Origin of the sequence: Rhodococcus sp. PvR044, assembly GCF_040548995.1 — a bacterium.
Lineage (GTDB): Bacteria > Actinomycetota > Actinomycetes > Mycobacteriales > Mycobacteriaceae > Rhodococcus_G > Rhodococcus_G oryzae.
The window spans coordinates 103,607-129,530 of record NZ_JBEPSX010000002.1 but is presented as its reverse complement, the minus strand read 5'-3'; the positions used below and the strand labels follow the sequence as shown (position 1 = coordinate 129,530).

Here is a 25,924-nt window from a genome sequence, read left to right as displayed (position 1 = left end):
GACAGCGCCCGATGAACGAATTGCAAGGAGCCGACCGGCCATGAAGATGATCGCCGTCCCCGCGGGGGACGTCACCCTCTCGGATCGGCGGACCAGCCGCAGCTGGCGCGTCGATGTCGGTGCCTTCGAGATCGCCGCCACTCCCGTGACCCAGGGCGAGTACGCCGAGATGACCGGCGAGTGGCCCGGGGCGACCCGGGGTGCGCGACTGCCGGTCGAGGGCGTGTCGTGGTGGGACGCGATCACGTTCTGCAACACCATGTCCGAGCAGGCCGGCCTCGCCGCCACCTACCGCGTAGTCGATGACGACGTCACCTGGGACACAAGGGCCGACGGGTACCGGCTGCCGACCGAGGCCGAGTGGGAACGCGCCTGCCGGGCCGGGACGACCGGTCCGCGGCACGGACCCCTCGACGAGATCGCCTGGTATCGACAGAATTCCGACGGCGCGCCGCACGAGGTGGGTGGGAAGCAGCCGAACGCGTGGGGCCTGCACGACACCCTGGGCAATGTCTGGGAATGGTGCTGGGACCTCTACGACGCCGAGGTGTACGGAACCTATCGGGTGCTGCGCGGAGGCGGCTGGTTCGACGAGCACTGGAGCTGCCGGGCGTCAGCCCGGCGGCGGAGTCACCCCACCTACCGGATCGACGATGTCGGGTTTCGCGTCGCTCGCGGATAGCCGCGACGGCCCACCGAGAGCATCCTCGACGGAACTGTCGACTCAGGCCTGCCCGGGCTTGAGCACGATGAACAGGCCGTGTGCCTCGGCGCAGAGCCGGTCGCCGTCGTGCATGGTGGCGCGCACGTAGACCTTGCGACCGTCCTGGCGCTCGGCCCAGGCGCGGACCGTCAACTCGGTGTTGAGCGGGGTGACGGATCGGTAGTCCACGGTGAGGGACGCGGTCCTGGTCACCGACCCCGCGTGCATCGCGGCGGCCATGCCGAGCAGGTCGTCGAAACCGACGGCCACCTGCCCGCCGTGCGCGGCATTGTTGCCGCCGAGGTGGTACGTGCGGAAGGTGATGCGGGCGTCGACGCCGCTCGCGTCGGCGTGATCGATCATGAAGGGCGGGAGGGTGATGTTCCCGCGACCGGGCAGATCGAACCTGGTCCATGTCGGCGCGGACCACTCGTTCACAACGGCGGCGTCCAGCTTGTCGTTGAGTTGCTTGAGCGCGCCGATCGTCTCCAGCGCCAGCTCGTCGGAGGGGCTGGCCAGCCGCGCGCGATCCATCAGGCCGCGCACCTGCTCGATGAACTCGCCGTAGTGCGGTCCACCCCGGGTGATGTCGGCACCCTGTTCCTCGCGGGCGTTGATCAGCTCGGACATCGGCCGGAACCCGCCCTCGTGATGCTCTTGATCGGGTAGCGAGTCGCCGACCTGCTGTTCGTTCATGAGAACACGTTATCGGTTGCCGGCGGAATGCCGGCCCAGCGGGTGCGTCAGCGTCGGTACGAGGTCAGCAGCGTGCGTGCCGTCGCGGCCAGGTCGGCGTCGAGCCACTGGGGCAGCTCGGCGGCGTGGGCGTGGCGGCGCAGCGCGGCGTACGGGAGGTCGACAACGGCACGGCTGACGGCGTCGATCTCCCGGTCGCCGTCCGTGCCGAGGAGGTCGCGCGCCAGGCGCCGCAGGTGCTCGAACAACGGCGCGTTCATCCGGTCGAGGCGACCGCGGAACTCCGCATCGGGGCCGCCGTCGAGCAGATCGCTCGGACGCAGGTTGAGCAGGAGCTTTGCATCGTCGGGCAGCTCGCGACCGAACCGGACGGCTGCCACCGCCATCGCGACGCCCGCCTCGACGGGGTCCTGGTCGCCCGCGACACCCATCACGCGCTCTTGGAAGCGGGCGAGCGCGCGCAACCACGCTTCGGTGAGGACGCCGTTGCGACTGCCGAAGCGGTGGTACAGCGTGCCGACGGGTGCGCCACTGGCAGCGGCGATCGCCGCGACTCCTGCCGCGCGGGGGCCGTCGGCGAGCACGAGTGCGCGTGCGGCGTCGAGGATCGTATCGGTGTCGTGCTTGCGGGGTGGTGCCATTACTAGTACGTTCCTTCTATATGGAGCGATTGCCCTACATCGACCAGCATGCCAGAACGATCGACGCGAATCGGGATCGGGCATGGACGGCGTTGCTCGAGGTCATGTGCAAGGACCCGGACGACCCGTCCGCGCCGAGGGGCTTCCGGCTCGATTCGGCCGAAGCGCCTGCCCGGTTGGCGCTGTCGGGCAGGCACTGGTTCTCGCATTACGCGCTGATCTTCGAACTCGACGAAGAGGGCCCCGGCCGTACTCGGGTCCGGGCGCAGTCGTGGGCAGAGTTCCCCGGCCTGCACGGCAAGATCTACCGGGCGCTGGTGATCGGCAGCGGCGGTCACCAGGTGGTCGTGCGTCGGTTGCTGCGCCAGATAGCGGTCGCGGCATGATCCCCGGGCTCGTCTGGGGCGCCACCGAGGCCGAGCGCGGGCAACCCCTGCCGTGTGACGAGCTGGCCTTCGGCGGGGTGCAGGCGGACCGGGCCATCAGCATCGACGCATCACCTCAGGTGGTCTACGCCTGGTTGTGTCAGCTGCGCGTCGCGCCCTACAGCTACGACCTGCTCGACCGATTCGGCCGCCGCAGCCCGCGCCGACGCGACCCGGAGCTGGCCGAACTCGAAGTGGGGCAACGCTTCATGTCCCAGTTCGATCTGGTGTCCTTCGTTCCCGATCGGCACATCACGCTGGTCACCGGCAAGATATGCGTCACCTACGCGGTCCGGCCCGAGGGAGGCGGAACCCGCCTCGTGGTCCGGATGCACTGCGGTGCACCGTGGGTCGTCGCGCGGGTGCTGGCGCTCGGCGACCTGGTCATGATGCGAAAGCAGTTACTGATTCTGAAGAAGCTGGCCGAAGCGGAGCAGCGCACCCTGGCGTGAGGCGCGGGTGTCGGAGGGACGCCGGACCGGGTCCGGCGTCCGCCGCCTCAGTCCTTGAAGTAGACCAGCTGATGGGTCGTCGCCAGCAGCGTGCCGTCGCGTCCCCAGAGCTCCGCGCTCTGATCGAAATAGCCCCTGCGGATCTGCTGGGCGCGGGCGGTACCGAGCAGGGCGTCCTCCGCCTGCTCGGCGAGCACCTCGGCGTCGGCGTGGAAGTACACGGTCATCGAGACGGTGCCAGCAGGCATGAACTGACCGCGGCGCAGGAAGATCCGGGGGAAGAACACGTCGCTCAGGGCGGTCAGGGCCGCGAAGTCGAGCGGACGGGCGGGGGTGTCGCGCACCCAGAGCGTCGAGACCGTGTCGGGGTGCGGGGCGGCCTCGGCCGTCGGAATTCCGCCCTCGACGAACCGCATCTCGTAGTTGCGGGACCAGGCGATGAACTCGGGGAAGGCGCCTGCCTCGACGTCATCGACGGCAGGAACGTCCGGGCGGGCGATCTCGGTGGACGACCAGGTCTCGCGGCGGGTGCCGAACACCGCCGTCGCGGTCGTCGCGACGACCCCGTCCTGGGACAGCTCGAGGGCCCAGTGCTGGGTGCTGCGGTTGGTCCGGACCGGCCGGGCGGAGATCTCGAATGCGCCCTCGGCGATGGGGCCGGCGTAGTTGACGGTCAGCGAGAGCGGGTCGCCGAGCCGGTCCGGGTGCTGCTGCACCGCCCGCAGCAGGGTCGCGGCGGTGATCCCACCGAACGGGCCGACCATGTTGGCGTAGGCCGGGGAGGTGTGACCGCTGAAACGTCCCTCGCCTGCGGGAGTGAGCTCGACGGCGGAGTCGAAGGGGTGCGGCGGGGCGATGGTCCGGGTCACGGTGGCTCCTCGTAGGCGATGACGGATCGACCCCAAGTATGACGCTTGGCATAGAAGCCGTCGGTACCGCCCTGGCGCGCGGCCCGCCTGGCAGGATCGATCCGTGACCATCGCGAACCTGACCCGCACCGAAACCGCCGCCCGATCGGCGGTGGTCACCGTCCACCGTTATCGCGTCGAACTCGACCTCCTGGCCGCGCCCGACCACTCCCGGCCGGGCTTCCCGACGACCACGACCCTCGAGTTCGACGCCACCACCGCCGAGACGTGGATCGACTTCATCGGGCAGTCGGTCGAGTCGGTGACCGTCAACGGGACGGCAGCCCCCGTCGAGTACGACGGTGCCCGCATCCGGGTCCGGGATCTGCGGGCGACGAACCGGGTCGTGGTCGAGGCGACCGGCGAGTACAGCCGTTCCGGCGAGGGTCTGCACCGATTCCTCGACCCCGTCGACGGCCAGACCTACCTCTACACCCAATACGAGCCGTCGGACGCGCGCCGCGTGTTCGCCTGCTTCGAGCAGCCGGACATGAAGGCGCCGTTCACCTTTACCGTCACAGCCCCGGTCGGGTGGGAGCTGGTGTCCAATTGCCCGGTCGCCACCCGCGAGGACGACGGCTCCCGGCAGACGGTGGAGTTCTCCCCCACCCTGCCGATCTCCACCTACCTCACCGCCGTGGTGGCCGGGCCCTATGCCCGGGTCGAATCAATCTGGAGCCGTGGAGATCTCACGGTTCCGCTCGGTCTGCTGTGCCGCGCCTCGCTCGCACAGTACCTCGACGCGGACACCCTCTTCGAGGTGACCGGGCAGGGCCTCGACTTCTTCGCCGAGCACTTCGGCTACCCCTATCCGTGGGGCAGGTACGACCAGGTGTTCGTGCCGGAATACAACCTCGGCGCGATGGAGAATCCCGGCTGCGTGACGTTCACCGAGGCCTACGTCTTCCGGGGCGCGGCGACGGCCGCGCAGTACGAGGGTCGAGCCAACACCGTCCTGCACGAGATGGCCCACATGTGGTTCGGGGACCTCGTCACGATGGTGTGGTGGGACGACCTGTGGCTCAAGGAGTCGTTCGCCGACTACATGGGCGCGCTCGCCAGCGCCGAGGCCACGCAGTGGACCGACGCATGGGTCGCGTTCGCGAGCCGTCGCAAGGCCTGGGCGTACTCGCAGGACCAGCTGCCCACCACGCACCCGATCGTCGCGGACATCGTCGACCTGGAGGCGGCCAAGCTCAACTTCGACGGCATCACGTACGCGAAGGGCGCGAGCGTGCTCAAGCAGTTGGTCGCGTACGTCGGGCGCGATGCCTTCTTCGAGGGCTCCCGCCGCTACTTCCGCGCGCACGCCTTCGGAAACACCACCCTCGCGGACCTCCTGGCGGAGCTGTCGGCGGCGTCGGGTCATGACCTCACGGAGTGGGCGCGTGCCTGGCTACAGACCTCGGGGATGTCGACGCTGACGCTCGAGGAGACCAATGGCGTTCACGTGATCGTCCAGACGGACCCGCGTCCGCACCGTCTCGCGGTCGGGCTGTACGACTTCGACGATGCCGGCGACCTGGTCCGTCGCGGGCGGGTGGAGGTGGACCTCGTCGCCGAACGCACGCCGATCGTGCTCGACCCCGCTCCCCTTCGTCTGTTGAACGACGGGGACCTCACCTACGCGAAGGTGCGCCTGGATCCCGGATCGATTGGCACCGTGGAGCGTTCACTCGACCGCGTCATCGATCCGCTCGCGCGCGGGCTGATCTGGTCCGCGCTGTGGAACGCGACCCGAGACGGCGAACTGGCCGCCGACCGCTATCTCGCGATGGCCCGAGCGTTCGCGCCGGCGGAGTCGAACACGGCGCTGCTGGCTGCGGTGCTGTCGAATGCGTCTTATGTCATCGGCCACTACCTGCCGATCGTGGAGCGGGATCGGTGGCGCGGTGACTGGCTCGAGGCGACCTGGGCCGCAATGCAATCCGCCGCGCCCGGCTCCGGCGCCCAGCTCGCCTGGGCGCGCGCGGCTGCGACCGCGGCCGCCGTCGACGATCGCATGGCCGCCGACATCGGGGCGATCCTCGACGGGCGGGCGCCCGCGCCCGACGGGTTGGCGCTCGACCCCGACCTGCGCTGGGCGCTGTGGACCGCGTTGGCCGCCACCGGCCACGCCGACGCGGCGGAGCTGGACGCCGAGCTCGGCGGCGACGACACCGCCTCCGGCCGAACCGCCCACCTGCGGGCGCTGGCGGCGCGGCCGGAGGCGGAGGTGAAGGTGAGCGCCTGGGAGTCCGCGCTCAGTGACACGTCATTGACGAACGAGCACCTCGACGCCGTCATCGCCGGGTTCCGTACCGGGGACCGCCGCGACCTCATCGCCCGCTACGACGACGAGTACTTCGCGGCGATCGGCGAGGTATGGGCAGGGCGGAGCATCGAGATCGCGCGGCGCATCGTGCTGGGACTCTTTCCTGCGGCCGACTCACTCGGCCCCGTCGACGCCTGGCTGGCCGCGAATCCGCACGCACCGAACGCGCTGTGCCGGCTGGTGATCGAGCAGCGCGACCACCTGGCACGGGACCTGCGGGTGCGGGCCGCGTTGGGGTAGCCGTGCACGCCTGCCGCGAGCGGGCACAATGACACCCGTGCCCACCGATCACGCCACACCCTTCGACCAGGCGCAGCGCCGCGCCCGGCTTGCCCGCCGACACCGGCTCGCGCCCGAGGCCCGCGCCGAGAGCGTGACCGAGGCGGCGACGAGCCTGGTGTGCCTGCACGGCACCGACCCCGCGACGATCTTCCTCTCCGCAAGGGCCAGGGTCGACGACATGATGGTGGCGGACCTGGAACGTGCTCTGTACGAGGAGCGTTCGCTGGTCAAGCACCTCGCGATGCGGCGCACCCTGTTCGTGTTCCCCAGCGAGTCGCTGCCGTTCGTCCAGGCCGGTGCCAGTAACCGGGTCGCCGACACAGAGCGGCGGCGCCTGATCCGGGAGGTGGAGAAGGCAGGCCTGTTCGAGGACGGGGCGGGCTGGCTCGGGGCGGCCGAGGATGCGGTCCTCGACGCGCTGGAGGGCAGCGCGCCGATGGCGTACACGTCGCTGCGTGATCAGATCCCGCTGTTGAAGGGTTCGATGACCTACGGCGAGGGCCGGAGCTGGGGCGGACAGGTGTCGGTCGGTCCCCGGGTGCTGACGGTGCTGTCGGCGGAGGGCCGGATCGTGCGGGCGACCAATGACGGACCCTGGAGGGCGTCGCGGAACCGCTGGGCGACAAGCGAATCCTGGCTGGGCATGCCGATCGATCGCCGCACCGAGACGGAAGGCGCGTCCTGGCTGATCGAGGCGTGGTTGCGTGCGTTCGGCCCCGGCACCGAGGCCGACCTCAAGTGGTGGCTCGGGTCGACGGTGTCCATCGTGCGGAAGGCGTTGTCGGAGTTGGACGTCGTCGCGGTCGACCTGGAGGGCCAGACCGGCTACCTGATGGCCGACGACCAGGAACACGACGATCCCGTCGAACCGTGGGCGGCACTGCTGCCCGCCCTCGACCCCACCACGATGGGCTGGCGGGACCGGGACTGGTACCTCGGGCCGCACAAGGACCTGCTGTTCGACACCAGCGGGAACGCAGGCCCGACGGCGTGGTGGGACGGACGGATAGTCGGGGGCTGGTGGCAGGACGAGGCCGGGCAGGTGGTGGTACACCTGCTCGAGGACGTCGGTGCCGAGGCGCGATGCGCGTTCGACGACGAGGCGGCGAAGCTGACGGCCTGGCTCGAGGGTGAGAAGGTGCTCCCCCGCTTTCCCTCGCCACTGGCGAAGCTGCGCGCCTGACCGTTCGCCCTGATGGCGCGAACGGGCGGTTATCGGATCATCGGCCGAGCGGGTCGCCCGAGAACCGCCGGTTCGTGCCCCGGCGTGGAGCCCGCCGGCCGCTACGGTGACTGGGTGACGAGAGCCGACGACGTCGAGCGGGATCAGCGGAACAAGCCGCCGGGCCCGATCGTGCTGGCCATGACGGTTCTCCCGATTGCGGTGCTGCTCTGCATCCAATACGACTGGCAGCCCGCCCGCTACGGGAATCTGACCGGTGCTGACGCCTTCCTATACGGCGTCCCGGCGCTGCTGGTCCTCGCGCTGACGGGGCTGATCTGGGCGATCCGCAGCCTGTACGTCGTCGGGGAGGACCGGCGGTGGTCTTGGTGGATCGTGGCGGCGCCGAGCGTAGTGGTCGCGGCCGTCGCCGTCGGGATGACCTGGCCACCACCGACGTTCGACGAGGCGCGCCCCGAGTTCGAACGCATCGCACGTCAGGTACTCGCCGAACCCGATACCCGGCTCGCGGACATCGAGATCGACGGCTTCGAGATCAGCTACGTTCGGAAGATCGCTGCGGATGAGGTCCAGTTCACCGATGCCGACGGGTTCGGGGCCTCCAGTGGGTGGGTATACGCGCCGAACCGGACGCCCAACGGATCCGACAGCAGGGAGTTCTCCTCGACTCATCTCGGCGGCCCCTGGTACGAGTTCACCTATACCTGGTGATGTCGCGGGTTCATATCTGCGACAACGGCTTTCGGGTGCCATTCCGTCGCCCTTGACCTGCACGTGCACTGCGAGTACGCATAGATGCGAGGCGTTTTCGACCCCCGCTACGCGAGTGCAGCCGAGTGGTGCACCCGGTGAGGGTGTGCGCGCAGATCTGGTGAACGCAGGGTGCTGTCATGGCTGACGTCGACGTCGACTATTGCGTTGTCGGTGCGGGATTCGCGGGGCTGACGGCGGCGCTGCGGCTCAAACAAGGCGGCCAATCGGTGGCGCTGCTCGAGGCGAGGGACCGGGTCGGCGGGCGAACCTTCACAGAAGTGCGCGAGGACGGGTCGTGGATCGACCGTGGCGGTGCCTGGGTAGGGCCAGGTCAGGACCGGATCTACGCATTGATGGACGAGTTCGGTGTGCCGAGCTATAAGCAGTACACCGACGGCGAGGCCATGATGGTGGTCGGCGGCAAGCAGCACCGCTACGAGGGCACCATTCCGTTGACGATGAGCCCGTGGGTGACGGCGAATCTCGGTGCGGTCTTCCTGGAACTGGGTTCGATGTGTAAGACGATCCCGCTCAACGCCCCGTGGGAGGCGAAGAAGGCCGCCGAGTGGGACCGGATCAGCCTGGCCAAATGGCTGGACGACAACGTCCACTCAAGGCCGGCCCACGATCTCCTCGAGACGGCGATCGCCGGCTGCTACACCTCGGCAGCCTCGGAGGTCTCGCTGCTCTTCGTTCTGTACCAGATGGCGACGGGTGGAGGTCCGAGCTTCGTCCTGGGGGTCAAGGACGCGGCCGAGGACGAGCGACCGGTCGGCGGCATGGGCGCCGTCTACCGGCCGATGGCGGCCGAGATCGGGGACGCCCTCCATCTCGGGCAGCCTGTTCGCGATATCGAGCAGGACGGGAACGGCGTGACCGTTCGCTCCCAGAACATGACCGTGCGTGCCCGGCGGGCGATCGTCGCGGTGCCGCTCGCGATCGCGAGCCAGATCCTCTACGAGCCGATGCTGCCCGTCGACCGCTCCTTCCTGCACCAGCGGATGCCGAGCGGTGCGATCTTCAAGATCGCGGTCGTGTACGAGGAGCCGTTCTGGCGGGCCGATGGGCTGTCAGGTCAGTCGGCGGCACCGGGCTCCCCCGCCACCATCACCATCGACGCCTGCACGGACGCGGCCACGCCAGGGGTGCTGTGCGTCATCGTCGAGGGCCCGATTGCCCGCGAGATCGGGCGCCTCGGCGAGGCCGAACGCCGCAAGTCGGTCCTCGGCGAGCTCACCGGGCGTTTCGGCGACAAGGCCGGCACACCGATCGACTACATCGAGCAGAACTGGTCCGTGGAGCGATACTCCGGCGGTGCCATGCTCAGCCACGCGCCGACCGGGGTGCTGACGGAGTTCGGCCACGCGCTCCGCGAGCCCTGCGGTCGCATCCACTGGGCGGGCACGGAGAGCTCGGCGCAGATGTGCGGCTGGGTGGACGGGGCCGTCCGCTCCGGTGAACGGGCCGCGCGCGAGGTGACCGAGCACGACGGGCTGATCCGGGGCTGACGATGTCCTCTTGCCCGCGCGGTCGGCCCATCAGCGACCGGCGGTCGCCCGCCTGAACTCGGTGTCGGCCCGACGCAAGACGGCATTGCAGGCGTTGCACGTGTACTGGGGTTCGAGCAGGTGCTCGCCTGCGTTGTGCACGATGGTCAGGCCGGATCGCCCGTCTTCGGACAGATGCCGCGCCGCCCACGCGTTGAGCGCGGCGAACACGGGAAAGAAGTCGAGGCTTTTTGGCGTGGTGCGGTATTCGTGCCGCCGCGCGCCATCCGTGATCGGCGTACGGACCAGCATTCCGTTGTCGGCGAAGTAGGCGAGGCGGTCGGTCAGGGTGACCGGCGAGATCGACCCGAGCCGGTTCTGGAAGTCGCCGAACCGGCGGTTGCCCTCGAGTGCGGCGGCGAGCAGGAAGGTCGACCAGCGATCGGCGAGCACGCTGGTGGAGTCCATCCCCGGCGCGTCACCCTTCGCCGTGCGCCGAGATCGGCGGTCGGCGATGTCGACGAGGAGCGGCGCGTCGACCTCGGTCCGCACGTCGCGGGCGGTCACGCCGATCGCCGCGCAGGCGGCGCACCCGAAAATCGGCGTGATGAGGTGCCCGCACGGCAGGTGACGAAGGTGAGTGGTCGGCCGGTCGGGTGCCCACGGTGCCCAGTGGCGGTCCCAACTCCACAACGCGACGAAGACCAGCCACAGGTCGTCACCGAGGTCGGTGAGGCGGTACTCGTTACGCGGCGGCGCGGTCGAGTACGGGTGCGCATCGAGGATTCCGTCCTCGATCAGGCGACCCAGACGATGCGAGAGGACTGCGTCCGAGATTCCCAGTTCGTCACGTAGTTGCGAAAAGCGCTCGGCGCCGTCGAAGACCGCCCGGATGATCTGCAGATTCCATCGGTCACCCGCGATCAGCAGGGCGTGCCCCAGCGCGGACGATGCCGGGTGCGTCGGGACTGGGGACATGCCGTCAATCATTGCAAACAGCATGTGGCCGGGAACCGCGGCGCTCCGGTTCCATTCCCGGACCTTCGGCTTCTCATTGAGAAGTGATATCGGCATACAGCACCCATTTCATAGGGGTATGTCCGCGTTCCCTACGTCTAACTGTTGTACCGCTGGTTGATTCACTGTTGAGCCCAGTCGTGGGAGCAACTATGGATCTTGTAGTAACGGTAGGCCGTGGCTAACCTGAGATGCGACAACAAGGAGGAAAGATGACGAACCCCGTTTACGTGCTCGGAGGAGCTCAGACCGACTTCGCCAGGAACTGGTCGAAGGAGGGCCTCGGCCTGGTCGACATGTTTGCCGAGACCGTGCCTGCCGCCCTGGCCGACGCTCGAGTCGACGACCGTGAGGTCGGTGTCATTCACGTGAGCAACCTCGCTGGAGAGCTCTTCGCGGGCCAGGCGCAGCTCGGCGGCATGGTGGTTGCGGCCGTCCCGGGCCTCGACGGCCTGCCGAGCACACGGCACGAGGCGGCGTGTGCCTCGGGGAGCACCGCGATCCTCGCCGCGTGCGCGGACATCGAGTCGGGTCGGTACGACGTGGCGCTCGTGGTCGGGGTCGAGCTGATGCGCAACGTGTCCGCGCAGACTGCCGCCGAGTACCTGGGTACCGCGGCGTGGGCGGGGCGGGAGGCGCTGGGCGTGAAGTACCCGTGGCCCGCGCTCTTCGCCGACATCGCACAGGAGTACGCACGGCGCTATGGCCTCGACCACGCACATCTCGGTCGTTTCGCCGAGATCGCTTTCGGCAATGGATCGCGCAATGGTCTTGCGCAGACCAGGGACTGGGACTTCCCGGCGGGGTCGTTCGACGAGAACGACGAGGTGAACCCGATTGTGGAGGGGATGCTCCGCAAGACCGACTGCGGGCGCATCACCGACGGAGGTGCAGCCGTGGTGCTGGCCGGGCCGAAGTTTGCGCAGGCGTGGGCGCAACGGACCGGAGCCGACCTGGACCAGGAGGCCACCATCGCCGGATTCGGCCACCGTACGGCGACCCTGCTGCTCGCGGACAAGCTCGCCCAGAGCGCCGACCGAGACTACCTCTTCCCACACCTGCGCGGAGCCGTCGAGGATGCGTACCGGCGCGCGGGACTGGATGGGGTCGCCGACCTGGATGTCGCCGAGATCCACGACTGCTTCACCATCAACGGGCTGGTCACGCTCGAGCACATCGGACTGGCGGACCCGGGCAAGGGCGGCGAGGTGGTGATGGACGGTTCGATCGAGCGCGGCGGCCGGCTGCCGGTGAACCCCAGCGGTGGGCTGATGTCGCAGGGGCACCCGGTGGGTGCCACTGGCGTCCGCATGGTGCTCGATTCCGCTCGCCAGGTCACCGGCCGGGCGGGGGACCATCAGGTCGACAACGCCAGGCGCGCCCTCACCGTCAACATCGGTGGTTCGTTCACGACCGCGGTGGCCACGGTCGTGGTCCGGGGAAGCGGAGCGTAGCCACGCAGACGACGAAGGTCTCCCGGGCGGAGCGGCTCTCGGACCGCCCCGCACCGGGAGACCTACGTTCTTCTACGCGCGGGCCTCGATGAGCTGATCGGCGCGCACCCAGGTGGCATGGAAGCCGGAGGGAACCCGGCGCGGCAGCAGCACCCGCGCGATCGGTCCCGCCGCGACGTCCTCGGCATCGAAGATGTTGATCTCGCCCTTGTCCTCGGCCTCGTCGTTGACGAAGCAGACCAGGTAGCCGTCGGTCTCACCCGTCGATCCGTCGCGCGGGGCGAATGGTGCCTCCGAACCCCAACGCCCGGAACCGAATTTGTGCTCTTCCTTGATGCCCGTCTGTGAGTCGAACCGCACGAGCCCGTCGAAGAGCAGCGTCGGCTCGTTGCCGAGGCTCATGCTGTACGAGTACCGATGCGAGCGGCCCATGACACGCGAATCCACGCTGGGGAATTCGATGTTGGCATTGTCGAGCTCGGTCTCGATGGTGGTGCCGGTGCGAAGGTTGAAGCGGTACCGGTAGAGCTGGGCGTCGAGCCGCATGTACGCGAGCATGTTGGACAGCGGCGAAGCGAAAGTCGTCTGGTGCTGAGGGTTCTTCACCCGGCACACGTCCATGATGATCTCGTCGCCCTCTTCCCACGAATTCACGACGTGGTAGATGTAGCAGGGCTTCACCTCGAACCAGCGCACCTCGCTGCCGTTGCCGTGCCGGGGAATGACCGCGAATCGAGCGGGAAGCTCCTGATCGTAGAAGATCCGGTACTTGCCTGCCCGGCGCGCATCGTGATCCTGCACCAGCGGCAGGTCCATGAGGATCGAGTAGTTCTCGGTGATCCCGATGTCGTGCGGGAGTCGTGGACCCGGCAGATCGATCTGCGTGAGGTGCGTCTGACGACCGTCGGCGCCGATGATGCCGTAACGGAGGAAGTCCTGGTCGGGGCCGTAGTCGAACCAGATCAGTTCGCCGGTGGCCTCGTCGACCTTGGGGTGGGCCATCATGTCGCCGGCAAAGGTGCCCAGGAAGTCCTGTGCACCAAGCGTTTCCAGGGACAGTGGGTCCACGGCGTAGGGTGTTCCGCAGAGGTACCAGGTCGCCAGGACCTGGCCGCGGTGGTAGATGACGTCGGTATTGGCGGAATCCTTGATCCCGAGGCCGTGTCCGTTCCCCCACGGATTGTCCTGCGGGTTCTCCATCAGACCGGTCCACAGGGCACGGCCCGCCTCGGACTCGTCCTGGAAGGCCTTGGTCTGGACGTACCGATTGCGGTACCGCACCTTGCCGTTCTCGAAATGTGCGGCATGGATCATGCCGTCGCCGTCGAACATGTGATAGCGGCCCGGTGCCTCGAACTGCCGGTTCGGGCCGTTGCGGAGGTACACACCGTTGAGGTCCTTGGGGATCTCACCGATGACGGTGAGATCGTCGAGGGTGAGTTCGTCGTGGACCGGCGCGAACACCCCGAGGGTGTACGGATTGTCGTCGGTGGCGTCGACCGGGCGAGCGACGGCGATGGGGTCGCCGTTCGCGCGGGGCTGGGTGGAAGTCATGCCTGCTCCGTTTCGGTGTTGCTGTGTTCTGATCGCGAAGTTGAATGTTGTTGCGATGCTGAGGGGTACAGCACCATCTGGGTGCAGCGGAAGAGGGCGATCGCCCTCCCGGCGCCGTCGCGGACGGTGGCGTCCCACAGCTGGGTTCGCCGCCCACTGTGGACGAGCGTCGCGTCCACGCTGACCGTCCCGGACCGCGCGGTGCCGAGATAGTTCGTCTTGAGTTCGAGTGTGGTGAATCCAGATGCCTCGGCGGGCAGCGCCAGCCGTGCGCCGACACCGCACACCGTGTCGGCCAGTGCCACGACGGTGGCCGCGTGCAGATATCCGTTCGGTGCCAGCAGCTCCTCGCGAACCTGCAGTTCGCCGGTGACCTCCGACGCCGACGCCTCGAGGATGCGCATGCCGACCAGGCCAGGGAACCGCCCGTCCAGCATCGCCGTCATCTCGTCGGCGATGGGTCGGCCGGACCCGGTCGGTGTCTCGCGTGGCCTGCCGACCGGTGCACCGTCGCCATCCGGTGATGCCATGTCAGCCGACCTTCTCGACCGCGCCGCGAATGTCGCGCCGCTGCAGCTTTCCGATCGGGTTCCTGGGAAGCTCGTCGACCGTCACGATCCGTTCCGGCAGCTTGAACGACGCCACCTCCTTCGCGCGCAGGAAGTCCACGAGGTCCTCGAGTGCGACCCCGTCACTGTTGGCGGGAACAACTACCGCACAGCACTTCTCGCCGAGGACGTCATCGGGATACCCGACGATGGCCACATCGGCGACGGCGGGGTGGTCGATGAGAATCCCCTCGATCTCGGCAGGAGCGATGTTCATGCCTCCGCGGATGATGATCTCCTTGCTGCGGTCGACGAACTTGAGGTACTCGCCGTTGTCTCCGCACAGCTCGAAAATGTCTCCACTGCAGAGGTATCCGTCCTCGTCGAACGGGCTCGATGCTGCGGTTCCCTCCAGGTAGCCGGCGAAGATCGTCGGTCCCTTCAGCCTGAGCTCGCCGCGTCCGCCGACCGTAGTCACCTCCTCGCCCGTCGCCAGGTTCACCAGGCGCACCGAGGTGCGCTCGGCCACCCCGGTGGCCCACGACCTGTCCGGTGCGCCGTAGTTCGGCAGGTACTCCGCGCGGATCAGCGGGTCGGGCGTGTCCGACGGAGCGCCGAGCAGGCATACTCCCTCGTTCGAGCCGAAGAAGTTGAGCACCTCGACACCGAGCGAGTACTGCCAGTCGCGCACCACGCCGGGGGGCAGCGGGGCGCCACCCGAACCCACCCGGCGGAGCGCGGACAGGTCGTATGCGGTCCGAAGGTCCTCCCGCTGCAGCAGCATGGTGAGAATCGCGGGCGGCATGCTCGTGTGGGTGACGCGGTAGCGCTGGAGCTGATCGAGATAGACGGCCAGGTCCAGTGGGTGGTGGTGGACCACGTGACCGCCGCCGAGCAGCCACGGCAGCAGCGAGGTCGCGAACCCGGCCATGTTGACCATCGGGAACGGGTTGAGCATGACCGTTGCCTCGTCCGTTTCCAGTCCGTCCTGAACCGCCTGCCCGACCGCGATCCAGTCACCGTGACACCGGGGTACGCCCTTGGGCGCCGCCTCGGTGCCGCTGGTCCAGCAGATCGTGATGCAGTCGTTCACCGATCGGGGCAGCGCCGTATAGGCGCGACGCACGGCATCGAGCGATCCGTCGGTGGCGGGGGCCGCGTCCAGCGGCCGTCCTCCATCCGATGCGGGCGGGCCGAAGGTGAACACGGTGCGCAGGGAGGGCAACTCGCCGATCAGGCCGAGCGCCTCCTCGGACGGCGACCGGTCGCCGAAGCTGTTGACGGTGACAACCGCAACGGCCGCAGCGGATTCGACGATCCGCGTCAGTTCGTACCGTCGGTACGAGGCCGGCATCGGGGCCGCGATCGCTCCGAGGCGCCACAGGGCGAAGTAGGTCGCGGTCAGGGCGACGGAGTTGGGCATCAGCACGGCAACGACATCGCCTGGACCGATTCCCGACTCGTGCAGCTTCGCGGCCAGGTCGTCGACGCGTGCGTCCAACTCCTGCCATGTCAGTGACTCCGGCTCGATCCCGCACAGCGCGGGCAGATTCGTCGGATCGGTCACCGCCGGGGCGTCTCCGCGGCTTCGCACCTGGCCGTCGAGGAGGTCCAGCACGGTCAGCGGCGACCACCACTGGTGTTCGAGGTAGTCGTCGACACGGCTGTCGGGATGGCACGGGCGTAAGCGGTTGGCGGTGTGGCCTGCCGAGATGGCGTTCATGGCGTCCTTTCGTGCAGTGGTCTGGGGGCAGTGGGTCAGCGGAGTCGGCGAACGACGACGGCGGCACCGAGCCCGAGCGCTGCCGGGATGGTGACCAGGGCGTACTCGCCGTCGATGCGGGTGAGCTGATCCAGGGCGTTGACGAGGAGGGCTCCACCACCCGCGCCCAGTGGGTGGCCGGTGGCGAGCGATCCGCCGAGCGGGTTGACCCTGGTCGGATCGAGCCCCAGCTCGCGGGTCATCACCAGGGCGGATGCGGCAAAGGATTCGTTCGCCTCGATCACGTCGAGCTGCCCGGCGGTGATCCCCGCGTTCTCGAGGGCACGCCTGGAGGCGACGACGGATGCCGTCAGCAGCGGTGAGCGCACGGCGGCCTGGGCGACGCCAACCACCTCCGCGATCGGTTCGCGGCCGATCCGATCGCGCGCGGCGGAGGAACCGAAGACCGCCATCGCCGCACCGTCCGCCATCTGCGGGGCGGTGGCGGCGGTGTGCAGCCCGCCATCCGGACGCCGGACGGCGGGCAGACGCATCGCCACCCTGCTCCACGACGGATCCTCCCCGAAGAGGGTGGCGAGTTCGGCGAGTGACTCGAGACTGATGTCCGGTCGGGGTCCCTCGTCCGACTCGAGGATCGTGGTGGCGCCCGAGCGGACCGGAATCACGGACCGGGACGCCGGGGCCGCGGCGGCGCGGCGATGCGAGGTCACCGCGTAGGCGTCGAGATCCGTTCGTGTCAAACCGTATTCGGCTGCGGTGAGGTCGGCGGAGACCCCGATGGTCACGTAGCCCGTGCGGTCGCCGAGCTCCTCGTCGGAGACGAAGGCCGGCCTGTCCGAGAGCATCGGTACCCGCGACATCGACTCGACGCCGCCGGCGACGACGACATCGGCGATGCCGGAGGCCACCTTGGCCGAGGCGGACTCGATCGCGTCGAGCCCCGAGCAGCACAGTCGGGAGACCACCCCGGCGCCGACCTGGTCCGGCCAGCCCGCCCAGAGCACAGCGGCACGCGCAACATCGCCGCCCTGGTCGCCGACAGCCGTACTGGTGCCGACGATGACATCGTCGACCGTGTCGGCGGGGAGTCCGCGTTCCTGCAGGGCGGACAGCAGTTGGGCGAGGAGTTCGTGTGAGGGTACGTCGGCGAACGTGCCGCCCTGGCGCCGGACCCGCGCCTTCGGGGTACGAACCGCGTCGTAGATGTAGACGCCGGATGTGAACTGGGACATGGTTACTCCCCTTCGATCTGGCGACGATCCTGGACGATGCGGAATCGCCCGGCGATGAAGGACTCGTCGGTGAGGGTCGCATTGCCGGCAGGGTTGAGGCCGGTGACGTGGTAGTCGCTGTAGGCGGCCGCGAACTGCATGGGCATCGAGGACACCAGGTTCGCCGAGAGGGAGGCCCCGGCGTCGGCGTATGCGTCGGCCACCTCGTCGATGATGGCGTCGTCGGTGCAGTAGAGGTACGAGCTGATAGCGCCGTGACTGCGGACGCTCGCGGTCGCGTGCTCCACCGCGGAGGCGGTGTCGGCGGCGTCGACGAGGAACGCGACCGGACCGAACTGTTCGCCCTCGGGAAGGGTGTCTCCCCGGCGTGGGTCGACCCGGATGACCAGCGGGGTCGCCGCCCGGGCCTGGGGGTAGTCCGGGTGCGCGTACGGCAGCGGCCTGCGGACCAGGGTCCCGCTCGCCTCGGCCGCGTCGGCGAGCGCGGTGATCGAGTGCAGCGTCGCGTCGGACTGCAGCGCGCCGCAGACGGCACCGGCGCGGCGAGGTGCGCCTGCCAGATCGTCGATCGCCGCGAGGAGTGCGGTGATGACGTCGTCTCGTGCGATCACACCCTGGTCCGTGCGCACACCGGCGTCCGGGATGTAGATGTTCTGCGGAGTGGTGCACATCTGACCACTGAAGAGCGAGAGACCCCCGGCGAGCGTGCGCATGGCTGCTGACAAGTCGGAAACGGAGTCCAGGACAACGGTGTTGACGCCCGCGGTCTCGGTGAACACCAGGGTGTTCGGGAGGTTTCGTTCCAGCCACGACCCGAACGTTGGGCTGCCGGTGAAGTCGACGATCCGCACCTCGGGGCTGGTCGCCAGCTGCCCCGCGACCGGGGCGTCCACGGTGTCGACGACCAACTGAACGGCGTCGGCAGGCAGCTGTGCCTCGGTCAGCACCTCACGCATCACGCCCACCGCGAGCGCGGTCGCGAGCACCGAGCGCGGGTGCGGCTTGACGAGAACCGGATTTCCCGTCGCCAGGTTCGCGAGGATCGCCGGGTAGGCGTTCCAGGCGGGGAACGAGGCGCAGGCGACGACGAGTGCGGTGCCGAGCGGGCGGGCGCGGAATCGCTTCCGCAGGGTCACGTCCGACTTGCCGAATCGCTGCTGCCACGTCACGTGTCCGGGTACCCGGGTCATGGCCGACCAGGCCATCGCCACGGCCTCGAGGCCGCGGTCGAGTGCATTGGTCCCGCTTCCGCTGCAGGCCATGTTGAGGCTCTGTCCGGTGGTGTGGGAGGTGACGGCCGCGAACTCCTGGCCGCGCTGGTGGATCCGGTGCAGTGCCTCCAGGCACACACCGATCCGGCGTTCGACGTCGGCGTCGCGGAGGGCGGTGGCCGCGGCGGCCGCACCCACGAGCGCCTCGTCCACGGAGGGTGCGCTGTAGCTGACGTTGAGCGCCTTCGCGGTGTACGGCGAGACCTCGTCGGCGGTGATCACCGAGCCTGTGGGAGACGAAAGCGTCAGGGTGGCACCGTCGTAGGCGCCGAGGATGGCGTCGGCCTGCGCGGCGTCGGGCGGGGTGATGGGCGCATACCCGGTCCACGCGGTGCGGGTGCGGTTGGCCTCTGCCGCTGCCTGCAGCAGTTCGAGGTGGGTTTCGAAGAACATGGGCGCTCGTTCCTGTGTCAACAGATTTGTGGCGAGATCAGTCAGTCATCGGGGTGGGTGGGGTGTGCGGACGAGGGGCGGTCGTCCGCTTTGACCGATATAACTACTGTTATTGAAGTGAACCAGGACACACAGCGGGTTGTCAACGGTCGACGATGTCGGGCCGTTCGAGGGTGAGAGTGCGTCGGGCTAGCGCGGGAGCCGAGCGCCGAACGGAAACGGCTCGAAGCGCACGGAGGTGCGTTCCAGCCTGGCCTCGCAGCCGCGGCAGCGCAGCGCCGGGAGCAACCAGGAGCCACACTCGGGGTGGCGGATCTTCGGACCGAGCGGGAGGGCGCCGGGATGCGCGACCTCTGTCCACGACAACAGGAAGGCGAAAATCGGGAACAATCCCCTGCCGCGCGGGGTCAGCAGGTACTCGCGGCCGCCGCCGTGTTCGCTCCGGGTGAGTATCTGCACCTCGGACAGCCGTCCCAGCCGCTCGGTGAGGGTCGTCGGCGAGATGCTCAGGATCGACTGGAACTCGCCGAAGCGGCGAACCCCCGACAGCGCCAAGCCCGTGACCATGGCGCTCCAGCGGTCGCCGATCGCCTCCATGACCTCGGTGAACTGCAGGTCGGCCCGGCTCACCGAGGGGGCAGTGCGCGTCGACCGCCTTCGCCCGCCCCGTGCCACGAGGACCAGCGATTCGCGGTCCAGTTCGAGCTGTGCATCCCGCGCGCCGATGGCGCCGTCGCACTGCCTGCACATCATCGCCGGTGGCCCCCGGTGGCCGCAGTCGATGTGCACCAACTCGGGTTGCAGCAGCCCTTCCGGGGACCATTCGCGCTGCCATGCCCACACACTGGCCAGGATCTCCCAGGTCGCCAGGCCGAGCTCGGTCAGCAGGTAGTCGTGGCGGTCGCCGCCGTTCGACTGCGGCCTGCGTTCCATCAATCCCGCCTCGACCAGCGCGTTCAGTCGTGCAGTCAGCATGGCGGGCGGAGCGCCGGTTCGGTCGATCCACTGGCTGAAGCGGCGCACGTGATCGACGAAGACCTCGCGCAGGATGGCAAGTGTCAGCCGGTCGCCGAGCAGGTCGATCGTCTGGGCGACCGGACTAGGAGGTGCGGCGGCGCCGGGTTCGGCCACGTCACCCACCTTCCCGTACTGCCTGCGACGATCGCGTCCCGCAGATCGCTTGTTCAGGCCTCCAACACAATAGCGATGCCCTGTCCCACGCCGATGCACGCAGCCGCGACCCCGATGCCCCCGCCGAGTCGGCGGAGATGGCGCAGGCAGTCGACCACCATCCGAGCCGCCGACGCACCGATCGGATGACCGAGGGCGATGGCGCCGCCGAAGGGGTTGACGCGATCGGCCGGGATGCCAGGGAGCTCACGCAGGCAGGACAGGACCATCGCGGCGAACGCCTCGTTGAGCTCGAGCACTCGAACGTCGGCGAGCTCGAGACCCGCGCGGTCAAGGGCCTTTGCGATCGCGGCGACGGGCGCCAGCGCGAACTTGTCGGGTTCGGCGCCGACGACCGCCGAGGCCAGCACCCGGCCGAGCGGTTCGACACCGAGTTCGTCGGCGACGGCTCCGGTGCCGACCAGCGCCGCGACCGCTCCGTCGCTGATCGGGGACGAGTTCCCGGCGGTGACGCTGCCGCCGCTCGAGAAGGCCGGCCGCAGGGCGGCCAGGGTGGCCGCGTCGGTCTCGCGGATCGGTTCGTCGCGGTCGAGGGTCGGGTGCGGCGTGACGAAGCCGTCGTGCACGCCGTCGGTCCACGCCCTGGCGGCCAGTTCGTGGGACCGCAGCGCCCATTCGTCCTGCTCGAGGCGGCCGACGCCCAGCTGCTCCGCCACCAGTTCCGCCGATCTGCCGAGCGTCTCGACCCAGGCCGCGGGGAATCGGGGGTTCGGCATCCGCCACCCGACCGTGGTGGGGATCAGCTCCATCGATCGGGGGAACGCGGAGTCCACGGGCGGGAGCACGTAGGGCGCGCGGCTCATGCTCTCCGAGCCGCCCGCAATCGTGATCTCGGCGTCGCCGACCGCGACGCGCCTGACCGCGGACAACACCGCCTCGGCGCCGGAGCCACACAGACGGTTGACCGACACCCCGGGAATCGTGTGCGGAAGCCCCGCCAGCAGCAGCGCCATCCGGGCCACGTTGCGGTTGTCCTCGCCCGCGCCGTTGGAATTTCCCCAGACGACGTCGTCGATGCGGCCTGGATCGAGCGCGGGGTGCCTGCGGACCAGGTCGGCGATCGGAAGGGCGGCCAGGTCGTCGGCCCTGACGCGCGAGAGCGCCCCGCGGGCCGCCCCGAACGGGGTTCGGACGGCATCGATCACCCACGGCGCGCGACGGTCCGACGGGGAAAGGCTCTGGGTCATGGGGACTCCTCCTGTGCGGTCGGGGTGCGGCCCTTGCGGAAACTCGCCCGCCTGTTGTCTACTTCAATAACTGTAGCGAATGGAAGGAGCCTCATGTCGATAGCCGACGTGCTTCGTACCGCGGCCGATCGGTACGGGCCCGCGATCGCGATCGAGGACAGCTGCAAGTCTCGAACGTTCACCGAACTGTCCGACCGGGCGCACGCGCTGGCCGGAGCCCTCGATGACCTCGGGCTCGCCATGGGGGGCCGGGTCGTCGTCCTGCTCGGCAACGTCGTAGAGGCGGTCGAGGTCGATCTCGCGCTGTCGATCGGCGGCTTCGTCCGGGTCGCGCTCAATCCGCGTGTCGGGCCGATGGATTGGGAACGCGTCGTGCACGACTGCGCGCCGGCTGCGCTGATCGTCGACCCTCGGATCGAGGGCGCGGCCGAGTTCGCCGCCCGGACGCTCACCCCGACAGTGATCACCGTCGACGGGACCACGTCGACCGGGCCGTCGCTCGACGAGTTGGCGACGGGTGCCGCACGCCACGCTGCGATGCCTACGCCCGAGCTGGATTCGCTGTGCGCGCTGCACTATTCGTCCGGGACAACCGGGGTCCCGAAGGGCGCCCAACGGACCCACGCGAACCGGCTGGCTTCGCTGGGCGCGATGCGCGATCACGTGCTCGCAGGCACCCTCGACGGCGCCGAGCCGGCGGTGTTCCTGCATGCGGGCCCCGTCATTCACACCAGCGGGCTCTTCGTGTTGCCGTTCCTCGAGGCCGGCGGACGCCAGGTGCTGCTCGATCACATCGGTCCGGCGGGTCTGATCGACGCCGTCGAGGCCCACGCCGCGACGCACACCGCGCTGGTGCCCACGGTCATCGCCCGGCTGCTGGACTTCGACGACGACCGACTGTCGGTGATGCGGCGCATGCGCATGCTCGCGTATGCGGGCGCACCGATGCCGGTCGAGCACCTCCGGCAGGCATACCACCGCATCACGCCCAATCTCGTTCAGTACTACGGGATGGTCGAGGCGATCCCGCCGCTGACCGTGCTGACCGCGGCGGACCACCGGCGCGGCGTACTCGAGAACCCCGACCTGCTCGGATCGGTGGGGCGGGCCTGCCCGGAGGCGGACATTGTCATCCGCGATCTCGGTGATGCCGTCCCCGACGGGGAGGTCGGCGAGCTCGTGGTCGCAGGCCCCGCGGTCAGCCCGGGATATCACAATGCGGGCACGCGAACAGATCTGGGCAAGAGTCATGTCGACGGCGAGCTCTACTCGGGCGACCTCGGTTACCGCGACCAAGACGGCTACATCCACCTGACCGGCCGCAGCAAGGACATGATCATCACCGGCGGATACAACGTCTATCCCCGCGAGGTGGAGGAGGCGATCTCCGCGATCCCCGGGGTCGACGATGTCGTGGTCGTCGGGCTGCCCGACGAGGTGTGGGGGCAACGCATCGTCGCCGCGTACACATCGGCGGCCGACGCGGGGGTCGACGACGACATCGTCCTGGCGGAGAGCCGCAGCCGACTGCCCGACTACAAACGCCCCAAGGCCGCGCACTGCGTCGACCGTCTTCCGTTGACCGCGCTGGGCAAGGTGGACCGGGCGGCGGCCGCCGAGCTTCTCGGTGCCCTCGTCCGTGCCGCATCGTGAACTCACGCAAACACTTACACCGACAGCTCCCGATAGAGGAAACATCATGACCGACTCTTTCCTGTCCACCCTGCGCCTGCCGGTCGTCGCGGCACCGATGTTCCTGGTGTCCGGCCCGGAGCTCGTCACCGCAGCCTGCACCGCAGGCATCGTCGGCTCCTTCCCGACGCAGAACTGCCGCACCGCGGCGGACCTCGACACGTGGATGGGGTCGATCACCGATCAGCTCCGCGCGGCCGAGGCCGCCTCGGTCCCCGTCGCCCCGTGGGCGGCAAACGTGATCACGCACAGCAGCAACGCCCGCCTCGAAGACGACCTGCGCCTCATCGCCGAATACAAGCCGCAGATCGTCATCACCGCCCTGGGGTCCCCGAAGCCCGTGATGGACACCGTCAAGGGGTACGGCGGCACGGTGATCGCCGACGTCGTGAACCTTCGCCTCGCACACAAGGCCGCAGACGCGGGCGTGGACGGCATGGCCTGCGTGTCGGCGGGCGCAGGCGGACACACGGGTCACCTGTCGCCTTTCGCGTTCACCTCTGCCGTGCGCGAGTTCTTCGACGGGATGATCATCATCGGGGGCGGCATCAGCGACGGTCACGGTGTCGCGGGTGCGATCACCGCAGGCGCCGACCTGGTCTACATGGGTACCCGGTTCCTGGCGGCCGCGGAGAGCATGGCCGCGGACGGGTACAAGCAGATGGTCGTCGACCACGGTCCCGACGACCTCGTGGTCAGCTCCGCGATCACCGGCACCCCGGCTTCCTGGCTCAAGCCCAGCCTCGTCGCCTGCGGGCTCGATCCCGACAATCTGACGCCGCCGACCGGGGAGAAGAACTACACCGCCGGTACGGAATCGATGAAGCGATGGAAGGACGTCTGGGCTGCCGGCCAGGGGCTCCAGCCCATCCGGGCGATCGAACCGGTGAGCACGATCGTCGAGAGCATCGAAAAGGAGTACGTCGAAGCGTTGCAGCGGTCTAGTCGGTTGATCGCGACCGCGGTGCGTTGAGGCCCGCGCCGCGCCCGCGCCGCCGACATGTCGCACGCTGTGGCTACGGTTGACCGGTGACCGCCAAGGCCCGCCGCAAGACCAGCCGCCAGTCGACGAAGTCCGACTCCCCCGCCGCCGGTGCGGGGGAACGTATCTGGGTGCTCGAGGTGCCGTTCCGGGCGCACGCCCCCGGCGCGAAGTACTACGGCGGAATCAAAGCCCACGCCTACGTCGGGTCGAGCCTGCCCGAGGAGCTCCGTCCCTACGCGGCGAAGCCGTACTCGTACCAGCAGTGGGTCGAGGACGAGCTGAACGGCACCAGGGGCCTGTCCGCGGAGGCCGCCAGGAAGGAGTTGCGACCCGAACAGATCGAGGGGGCCGCCGCGATCGCCCGGGCGGCCGAGGCGAACTCCCGGGGCTTCTGCCTCTCGGACGACCCTGGCCTTGGCAAGACGCTCAGCGCGATCGCCGGCGCGAAGGCAGTTGCTCAACAGCGCGGTGGCGAGGCGATTCTCGTCACCGTGGACCGTCCCACTTCGATCACCATCCCACACTGGCGTGCGTCGATCGCGGCCGTCGGGGACGGCGGATACCGGTGGCTGATCATCTCCCCCGACCAACTCAAGAAGCTCATCGCCCGCAACGGCAGGCCGAGGTACCGGTTCGATGTCGTCGTCAACGACGAGGCGCACAATTTCCGACACGACTCGCAGCGCACCGACTACCAGCGTCGGGTGACCCGGCACCTCGACCCGCCCGAGAAGGCGCCGTTCGTGATCTCGCTGACCGCGACCCTCGGGCACCACCCCGGCGAGTGGCGCTACCTGTCGTCGCTGCTGGCGCAGGTACACCGCGAGCCGCCGCAACGGTGGGACGAGCTCGGCGCCCGGCTGGTCGAGCTCGGGGTGCCGCTGGAGCGGTACATGGGCCGCTGGGGGTGGACGGCGGAGGCGAAGGCGTCCGGTCGGGTCCAGGCCGATGCCGTCGCCCTGGTGCGCGACGCGATGACCTCCGCCGAACCGCCGGTGATGCTGCACCGCGACGCGCCATGGGGCCAGGCCCCGATCGACGGGCTCGGCGTCGACCTGACCTTCGAGCAGCGGCGGCAGTACGAGATGGAGTGGGGCGACTACCGGCGCGAGATGCAGCTCGCACGAACCGGTTCCGACACCGCTCGCGGGCGGGCGGCGCTGATCCGGTTCCGGCAGAAGGCCGGGATGATCCGTGCGCCGCACACCGGGGACCTGGTGGCGGCGACCGTGGAACGCGGTTACCAGTGCCTGGTCGCGACGGAGATGGTGAGCACCGGCGCGGAGCCGGTGGCCGACCTGCTCGAGGATCGCGGCATCGCGGTGTCCCGGATCTTCGGCGGCCGCCGCGACGCCGAGAACGAGCGGCTGCGGTTCCAGCGCGGTGAGACCAGGGTGGTCGTGTTCAACACGACCTCCGCGATCAGCCTGCACGCCGCCGAGCACCTCGCCGACGGGAGTCGCGCCACCGCCACCCCGCGGATCGGGTTCTTTCACCAGCCCCGGTATTCCGGCATCGCCGCCCGGCAGACCATCGGTCGCGGGCACCGCGACTATCAGGTCTGCCCGTGGTCGCTGCTCTACGCCACCGACACGGTCGAGGAGTCCGCGGCCACCACGATGGTCGACCGGCTGATGGTCACCTCGGCCAGTGTCGACGGCGACACCAGTGCGTTGGCGTCGATCGCCCGGATGTTCAACGCCGACTGGATCGACGAGCGGGCCTTCGATTGAGTTGACGTGCGCGATCCGGGTCCCGCTCAGCGGGACAAATCGGTTCGGTGGTCGGGGCACGGCACCTAGCCTCCGATTCGGACGAACCTGGACGCAGCCA

Annotated in this window: 22 protein-coding genes; 11 read left to right on the top strand and 11 right to left on the bottom strand. The window is 69.1% G+C overall.

What is annotated here, in order from left to right:
- Positions 1–46 precede the first annotated feature (46 nt).
- Positions 47–682 (top strand): formylglycine-generating enzyme family protein, encoded by a 636-nt coding sequence (locus ABIC28_RS06765; RefSeq protein WP_209929191.1) that lies wholly within the window; start codon positions 47–49, stop codon positions 680–682.
- A gap of 42 nt (positions 683–724) precedes the next feature.
- Here the strand turns inward: ABIC28_RS06765 and ABIC28_RS06760 are convergent, their stop codons facing one another.
- Entirely contained in the window at positions 725–1,399 is a 675-nt protein-coding gene (locus tag ABIC28_RS06760) for a PaaI family thioesterase (RefSeq protein WP_354578096.1), read from the bottom strand.
- Positions 1,400–1,446: 47 nt separating this feature from the next.
- Positions 1,447–2,040: a TetR/AcrR family transcriptional regulator gene (locus tag ABIC28_RS06755; protein ID WP_269588786.1), complete on the bottom strand. Its 594-nt coding sequence runs from the start codon at positions 2,038–2,040 to the stop codon at positions 1,447–1,449.
- A gap of 20 nt (positions 2,041–2,060) precedes the next feature.
- On the opposite strand from ABIC28_RS06755, the gene ABIC28_RS06750 reads away from it, so the two are divergent.
- On the top strand, positions 2,061–2,426 hold the full coding sequence (locus ABIC28_RS06750) for a hypothetical protein (RefSeq protein ID WP_269588785.1): 366 nt from the start codon (positions 2,061–2,063) through the stop codon (positions 2,424–2,426).
- A complete protein-coding gene (locus tag ABIC28_RS06745) occupies positions 2,423–2,917 on the top strand; it encodes an SRPBCC family protein (protein WP_269588784.1) in 495 nt (164 codons plus the stop codon). The genes ABIC28_RS06750 and ABIC28_RS06745 overlap by 4 nt, the downstream gene beginning before the upstream one ends.
- A gap of 47 nt (positions 2,918–2,964) precedes the next feature.
- On the opposite strand, the gene ABIC28_RS06740 is transcribed toward ABIC28_RS06745, so the two are convergent.
- On the bottom strand, positions 2,965–3,786 hold the full coding sequence (locus ABIC28_RS06740; RefSeq protein WP_209928110.1) for an acyl-CoA thioesterase: 822 nt from the start codon (positions 3,784–3,786) through the stop codon (positions 2,965–2,967).
- A gap of 103 nt (positions 3,787–3,889) precedes the next feature.
- On the opposite strand from ABIC28_RS06740, the gene pepN reads away from it, so the two are divergent.
- From pepN to ABIC28_RS06720, 4 genes are all read left to right on the top strand, one after another.
- Positions 3,890–6,379, top strand: a complete 2,490-nt coding sequence (gene pepN / locus ABIC28_RS06735; protein ID WP_354578092.1) for an aminopeptidase N — start codon at positions 3,890–3,892, stop codon at positions 6,377–6,379.
- Between the two features lie 28 nt (positions 6,380–6,407).
- Entirely contained in the window at positions 6,408–7,604 is a 1,197-nt protein-coding gene (locus tag ABIC28_RS06730) for a winged helix DNA-binding domain-containing protein (protein WP_209928113.1), read from the top strand.
- A 114-nt stretch (positions 7,605–7,718) separates the two neighbouring features.
- A complete protein-coding gene (locus ABIC28_RS06725; RefSeq protein WP_097213549.1) occupies positions 7,719–8,315 on the top strand; it encodes a DUF1109 family protein in 597 nt (198 codons plus the stop codon).
- Positions 8,316–8,494: 179 nt separating this feature from the next.
- On the top strand, positions 8,495–9,865 hold the full coding sequence (locus ABIC28_RS06720; RefSeq protein ID WP_136907629.1) for a flavin monoamine oxidase family protein: 1,371 nt from the start codon (positions 8,495–8,497) through the stop codon (positions 9,863–9,865).
- Between the two features lie 30 nt (positions 9,866–9,895).
- Here ABIC28_RS06720 and ABIC28_RS06715 read toward each other — a convergent pair whose 3' ends face one another.
- Positions 9,896–10,822: a winged helix-turn-helix transcriptional regulator gene (locus ABIC28_RS06715; RefSeq protein WP_354578089.1), complete on the bottom strand. Its 927-nt coding sequence runs from the start codon at positions 10,820–10,822 to the stop codon at positions 9,896–9,898.
- Between the two features lie 251 nt (positions 10,823–11,073).
- On the opposite strand from ABIC28_RS06715, the gene ABIC28_RS06710 reads away from it, so the two are divergent.
- The gene (locus tag ABIC28_RS06710) at positions 11,074–12,315 is read left to right on the top strand and encodes an acetyl-CoA acetyltransferase (protein ID WP_269588780.1); all 1,242 of its coding nucleotides are present in this window, start codon (positions 11,074–11,076) and stop codon (positions 12,313–12,315) included.
- 72 nt (positions 12,316–12,387) lie between these two features.
- Here ABIC28_RS06710 and ABIC28_RS06705 read toward each other — a convergent pair whose 3' ends face one another.
- The 7 genes from ABIC28_RS06705 to ABIC28_RS06675 all read right to left on the bottom strand — a co-directional run bounded on the left by ABIC28_RS06705 (position 12,388) and on the right by ABIC28_RS06675 (position 21,414).
- Positions 12,388–13,869 carry a carotenoid oxygenase family protein gene (locus tag ABIC28_RS06705; RefSeq protein WP_097213517.1) on the bottom strand — a complete coding sequence of 494 codons (1,482 nt, stop codon included), beginning with the start codon at positions 13,867–13,869 and terminating at the stop codon, positions 12,388–12,390.
- Entirely contained in the window at positions 13,866–14,399 is a 534-nt protein-coding gene (locus ABIC28_RS06700) for a PaaI family thioesterase (RefSeq protein ID WP_097213516.1), read from the bottom strand. The genes ABIC28_RS06705 and ABIC28_RS06700 overlap by 4 nt, the downstream gene beginning before the upstream one ends.
- A 1-nt stretch (position 14,400) precedes the next feature.
- On the bottom strand, positions 14,401–16,140 hold the full coding sequence (locus ABIC28_RS06695) for a class I adenylate-forming enzyme family protein (RefSeq protein ID WP_097213515.1): 1,740 nt from the start codon (positions 16,138–16,140) through the stop codon (positions 14,401–14,403).
- A gap of 35 nt (positions 16,141–16,175) precedes the next feature.
- On the bottom strand, positions 16,176–17,372 hold the full coding sequence (locus ABIC28_RS06690; RefSeq protein ID WP_097213514.1) for a thiolase family protein: 1,197 nt from the start codon (positions 17,370–17,372) through the stop codon (positions 16,176–16,178).
- 2 nt (positions 17,373–17,374) lie between these two features.
- A complete protein-coding gene (locus ABIC28_RS06685) occupies positions 17,375–19,036 on the bottom strand; it encodes an aldehyde dehydrogenase family protein (RefSeq protein ID WP_097213513.1) in 1,662 nt (553 codons plus the stop codon).
- A 189-nt stretch (positions 19,037–19,225) separates the two neighbouring features.
- A complete protein-coding gene (locus ABIC28_RS06680; protein ID WP_097213512.1) occupies positions 19,226–20,167 on the bottom strand; it encodes a winged helix-turn-helix transcriptional regulator in 942 nt (313 codons plus the stop codon).
- 53 nt (positions 20,168–20,220) lie between these two features.
- Complete coding sequence (locus ABIC28_RS06675; protein ID WP_097213511.1) at positions 20,221–21,414, bottom strand: thiolase family protein; 1,194 nt, start codon at positions 21,412–21,414, stop codon at positions 20,221–20,223.
- Positions 21,415–21,507: 93 nt separating this feature from the next.
- Between ABIC28_RS06675 and ABIC28_RS06670 the strand changes: the two genes are divergently transcribed.
- Genes ABIC28_RS06670 through ABIC28_RS06660 form a run of 3 tightly spaced genes read left to right on the top strand, consistent with a single transcriptional unit; the run spans position 21,508 to position 25,824 of the window.
- Positions 21,508–23,067: a class I adenylate-forming enzyme family protein gene (locus tag ABIC28_RS06670; RefSeq protein ID WP_209928115.1), complete on the top strand. Its 1,560-nt coding sequence runs from the start codon at positions 21,508–21,510 to the stop codon at positions 23,065–23,067.
- 46 nt (positions 23,068–23,113) lie between these two features.
- Entirely contained in the window at positions 23,114–24,079 is a 966-nt protein-coding gene (locus tag ABIC28_RS06665; RefSeq protein ID WP_097213509.1) for an NAD(P)H-dependent flavin oxidoreductase, read from the top strand.
- A 56-nt stretch (positions 24,080–24,135) separates the two neighbouring features.
- On the top strand, positions 24,136–25,824 hold the full coding sequence (locus ABIC28_RS06660; RefSeq protein ID WP_209928117.1) for a DEAD/DEAH box helicase: 1,689 nt from the start codon (positions 24,136–24,138) through the stop codon (positions 25,822–25,824).
- Positions 25,825–25,924: the final 100 nt, after the last annotated feature.

Bases quoted from the DNA above. Each gene is read 5' to 3' on its own strand.
- ABIC28_RS06765 (WP_209929191.1), top strand. From the start codon at position 47: ATGATCGCCGTCCCCGCGGGGGACGTCACCCTCTCGGATCGGCGGACC.
- ABIC28_RS06760 (WP_354578096.1), bottom strand. From the start codon at position 1,399: ATGAACGAACAGCAGGTCGGCGACTCGCTACCCGATCAAGAGCATCAC.
- ABIC28_RS06755 (WP_269588786.1), bottom strand. From the start codon at position 2,040: ATGGCACCACCCCGCAAGCACGACACCGATACGATCCTCGACGCCGCA.
- ABIC28_RS06750 (WP_269588785.1), top strand. From the start codon at position 2,061: ATGGAGCGATTGCCCTACATCGACCAGCATGCCAGAACGATCGACGCG.
- ABIC28_RS06745 (WP_269588784.1), top strand. From the start codon at position 2,423: ATGATCCCCGGGCTCGTCTGGGGCGCCACCGAGGCCGAGCGCGGGCAA.
- ABIC28_RS06730 (WP_209928113.1), top strand. From the start codon at position 6,408: ATGACACCCGTGCCCACCGATCACGCCACACCCTTCGACCAGGCGCAG.
- ABIC28_RS06720 (WP_136907629.1), top strand. From the start codon at position 8,495: ATGGCTGACGTCGACGTCGACTATTGCGTTGTCGGTGCGGGATTCGCG.
- ABIC28_RS06715 (WP_354578089.1), bottom strand. From the start codon at position 10,822: ATGTCCCCAGTCCCGACGCACCCGGCATCGTCCGCGCTGGGGCACGCC.
- ABIC28_RS06710 (WP_269588780.1), top strand. From the start codon at position 11,074: ATGACGAACCCCGTTTACGTGCTCGGAGGAGCTCAGACCGACTTCGCC.
- ABIC28_RS06705 (WP_097213517.1), bottom strand. From the start codon at position 13,869: ATGACTTCCACCCAGCCCCGCGCGAACGGCGACCCCATCGCCGTCGCT.
- ABIC28_RS06700 (WP_097213516.1), bottom strand. From the start codon at position 14,399: ATGGCATCACCGGATGGCGACGGTGCACCGGTCGGCAGGCCACGCGAG.
- ABIC28_RS06695 (WP_097213515.1), bottom strand. From the start codon at position 16,140: ATGAACGCCATCTCGGCAGGCCACACCGCCAACCGCTTACGCCCGTGC.
- ABIC28_RS06690 (WP_097213514.1), bottom strand. From the start codon at position 17,372: ATGTCCCAGTTCACATCCGGCGTCTACATCTACGACGCGGTTCGTACC.
- ABIC28_RS06685 (WP_097213513.1), bottom strand. From the start codon at position 19,036: ATGTTCTTCGAAACCCACCTCGAACTGCTGCAGGCAGCGGCAGAGGCC.
- ABIC28_RS06675 (WP_097213511.1), bottom strand. From the start codon at position 21,414: ATGACCCAGAGCCTTTCCCCGTCGGACCGTCGCGCGCCGTGGGTGATC.
- ABIC28_RS06670 (WP_209928115.1), top strand. From the start codon at position 21,508: ATGTCGATAGCCGACGTGCTTCGTACCGCGGCCGATCGGTACGGGCCC.
- ABIC28_RS06665 (WP_097213509.1), top strand. From the start codon at position 23,114: ATGACCGACTCTTTCCTGTCCACCCTGCGCCTGCCGGTCGTCGCGGCA.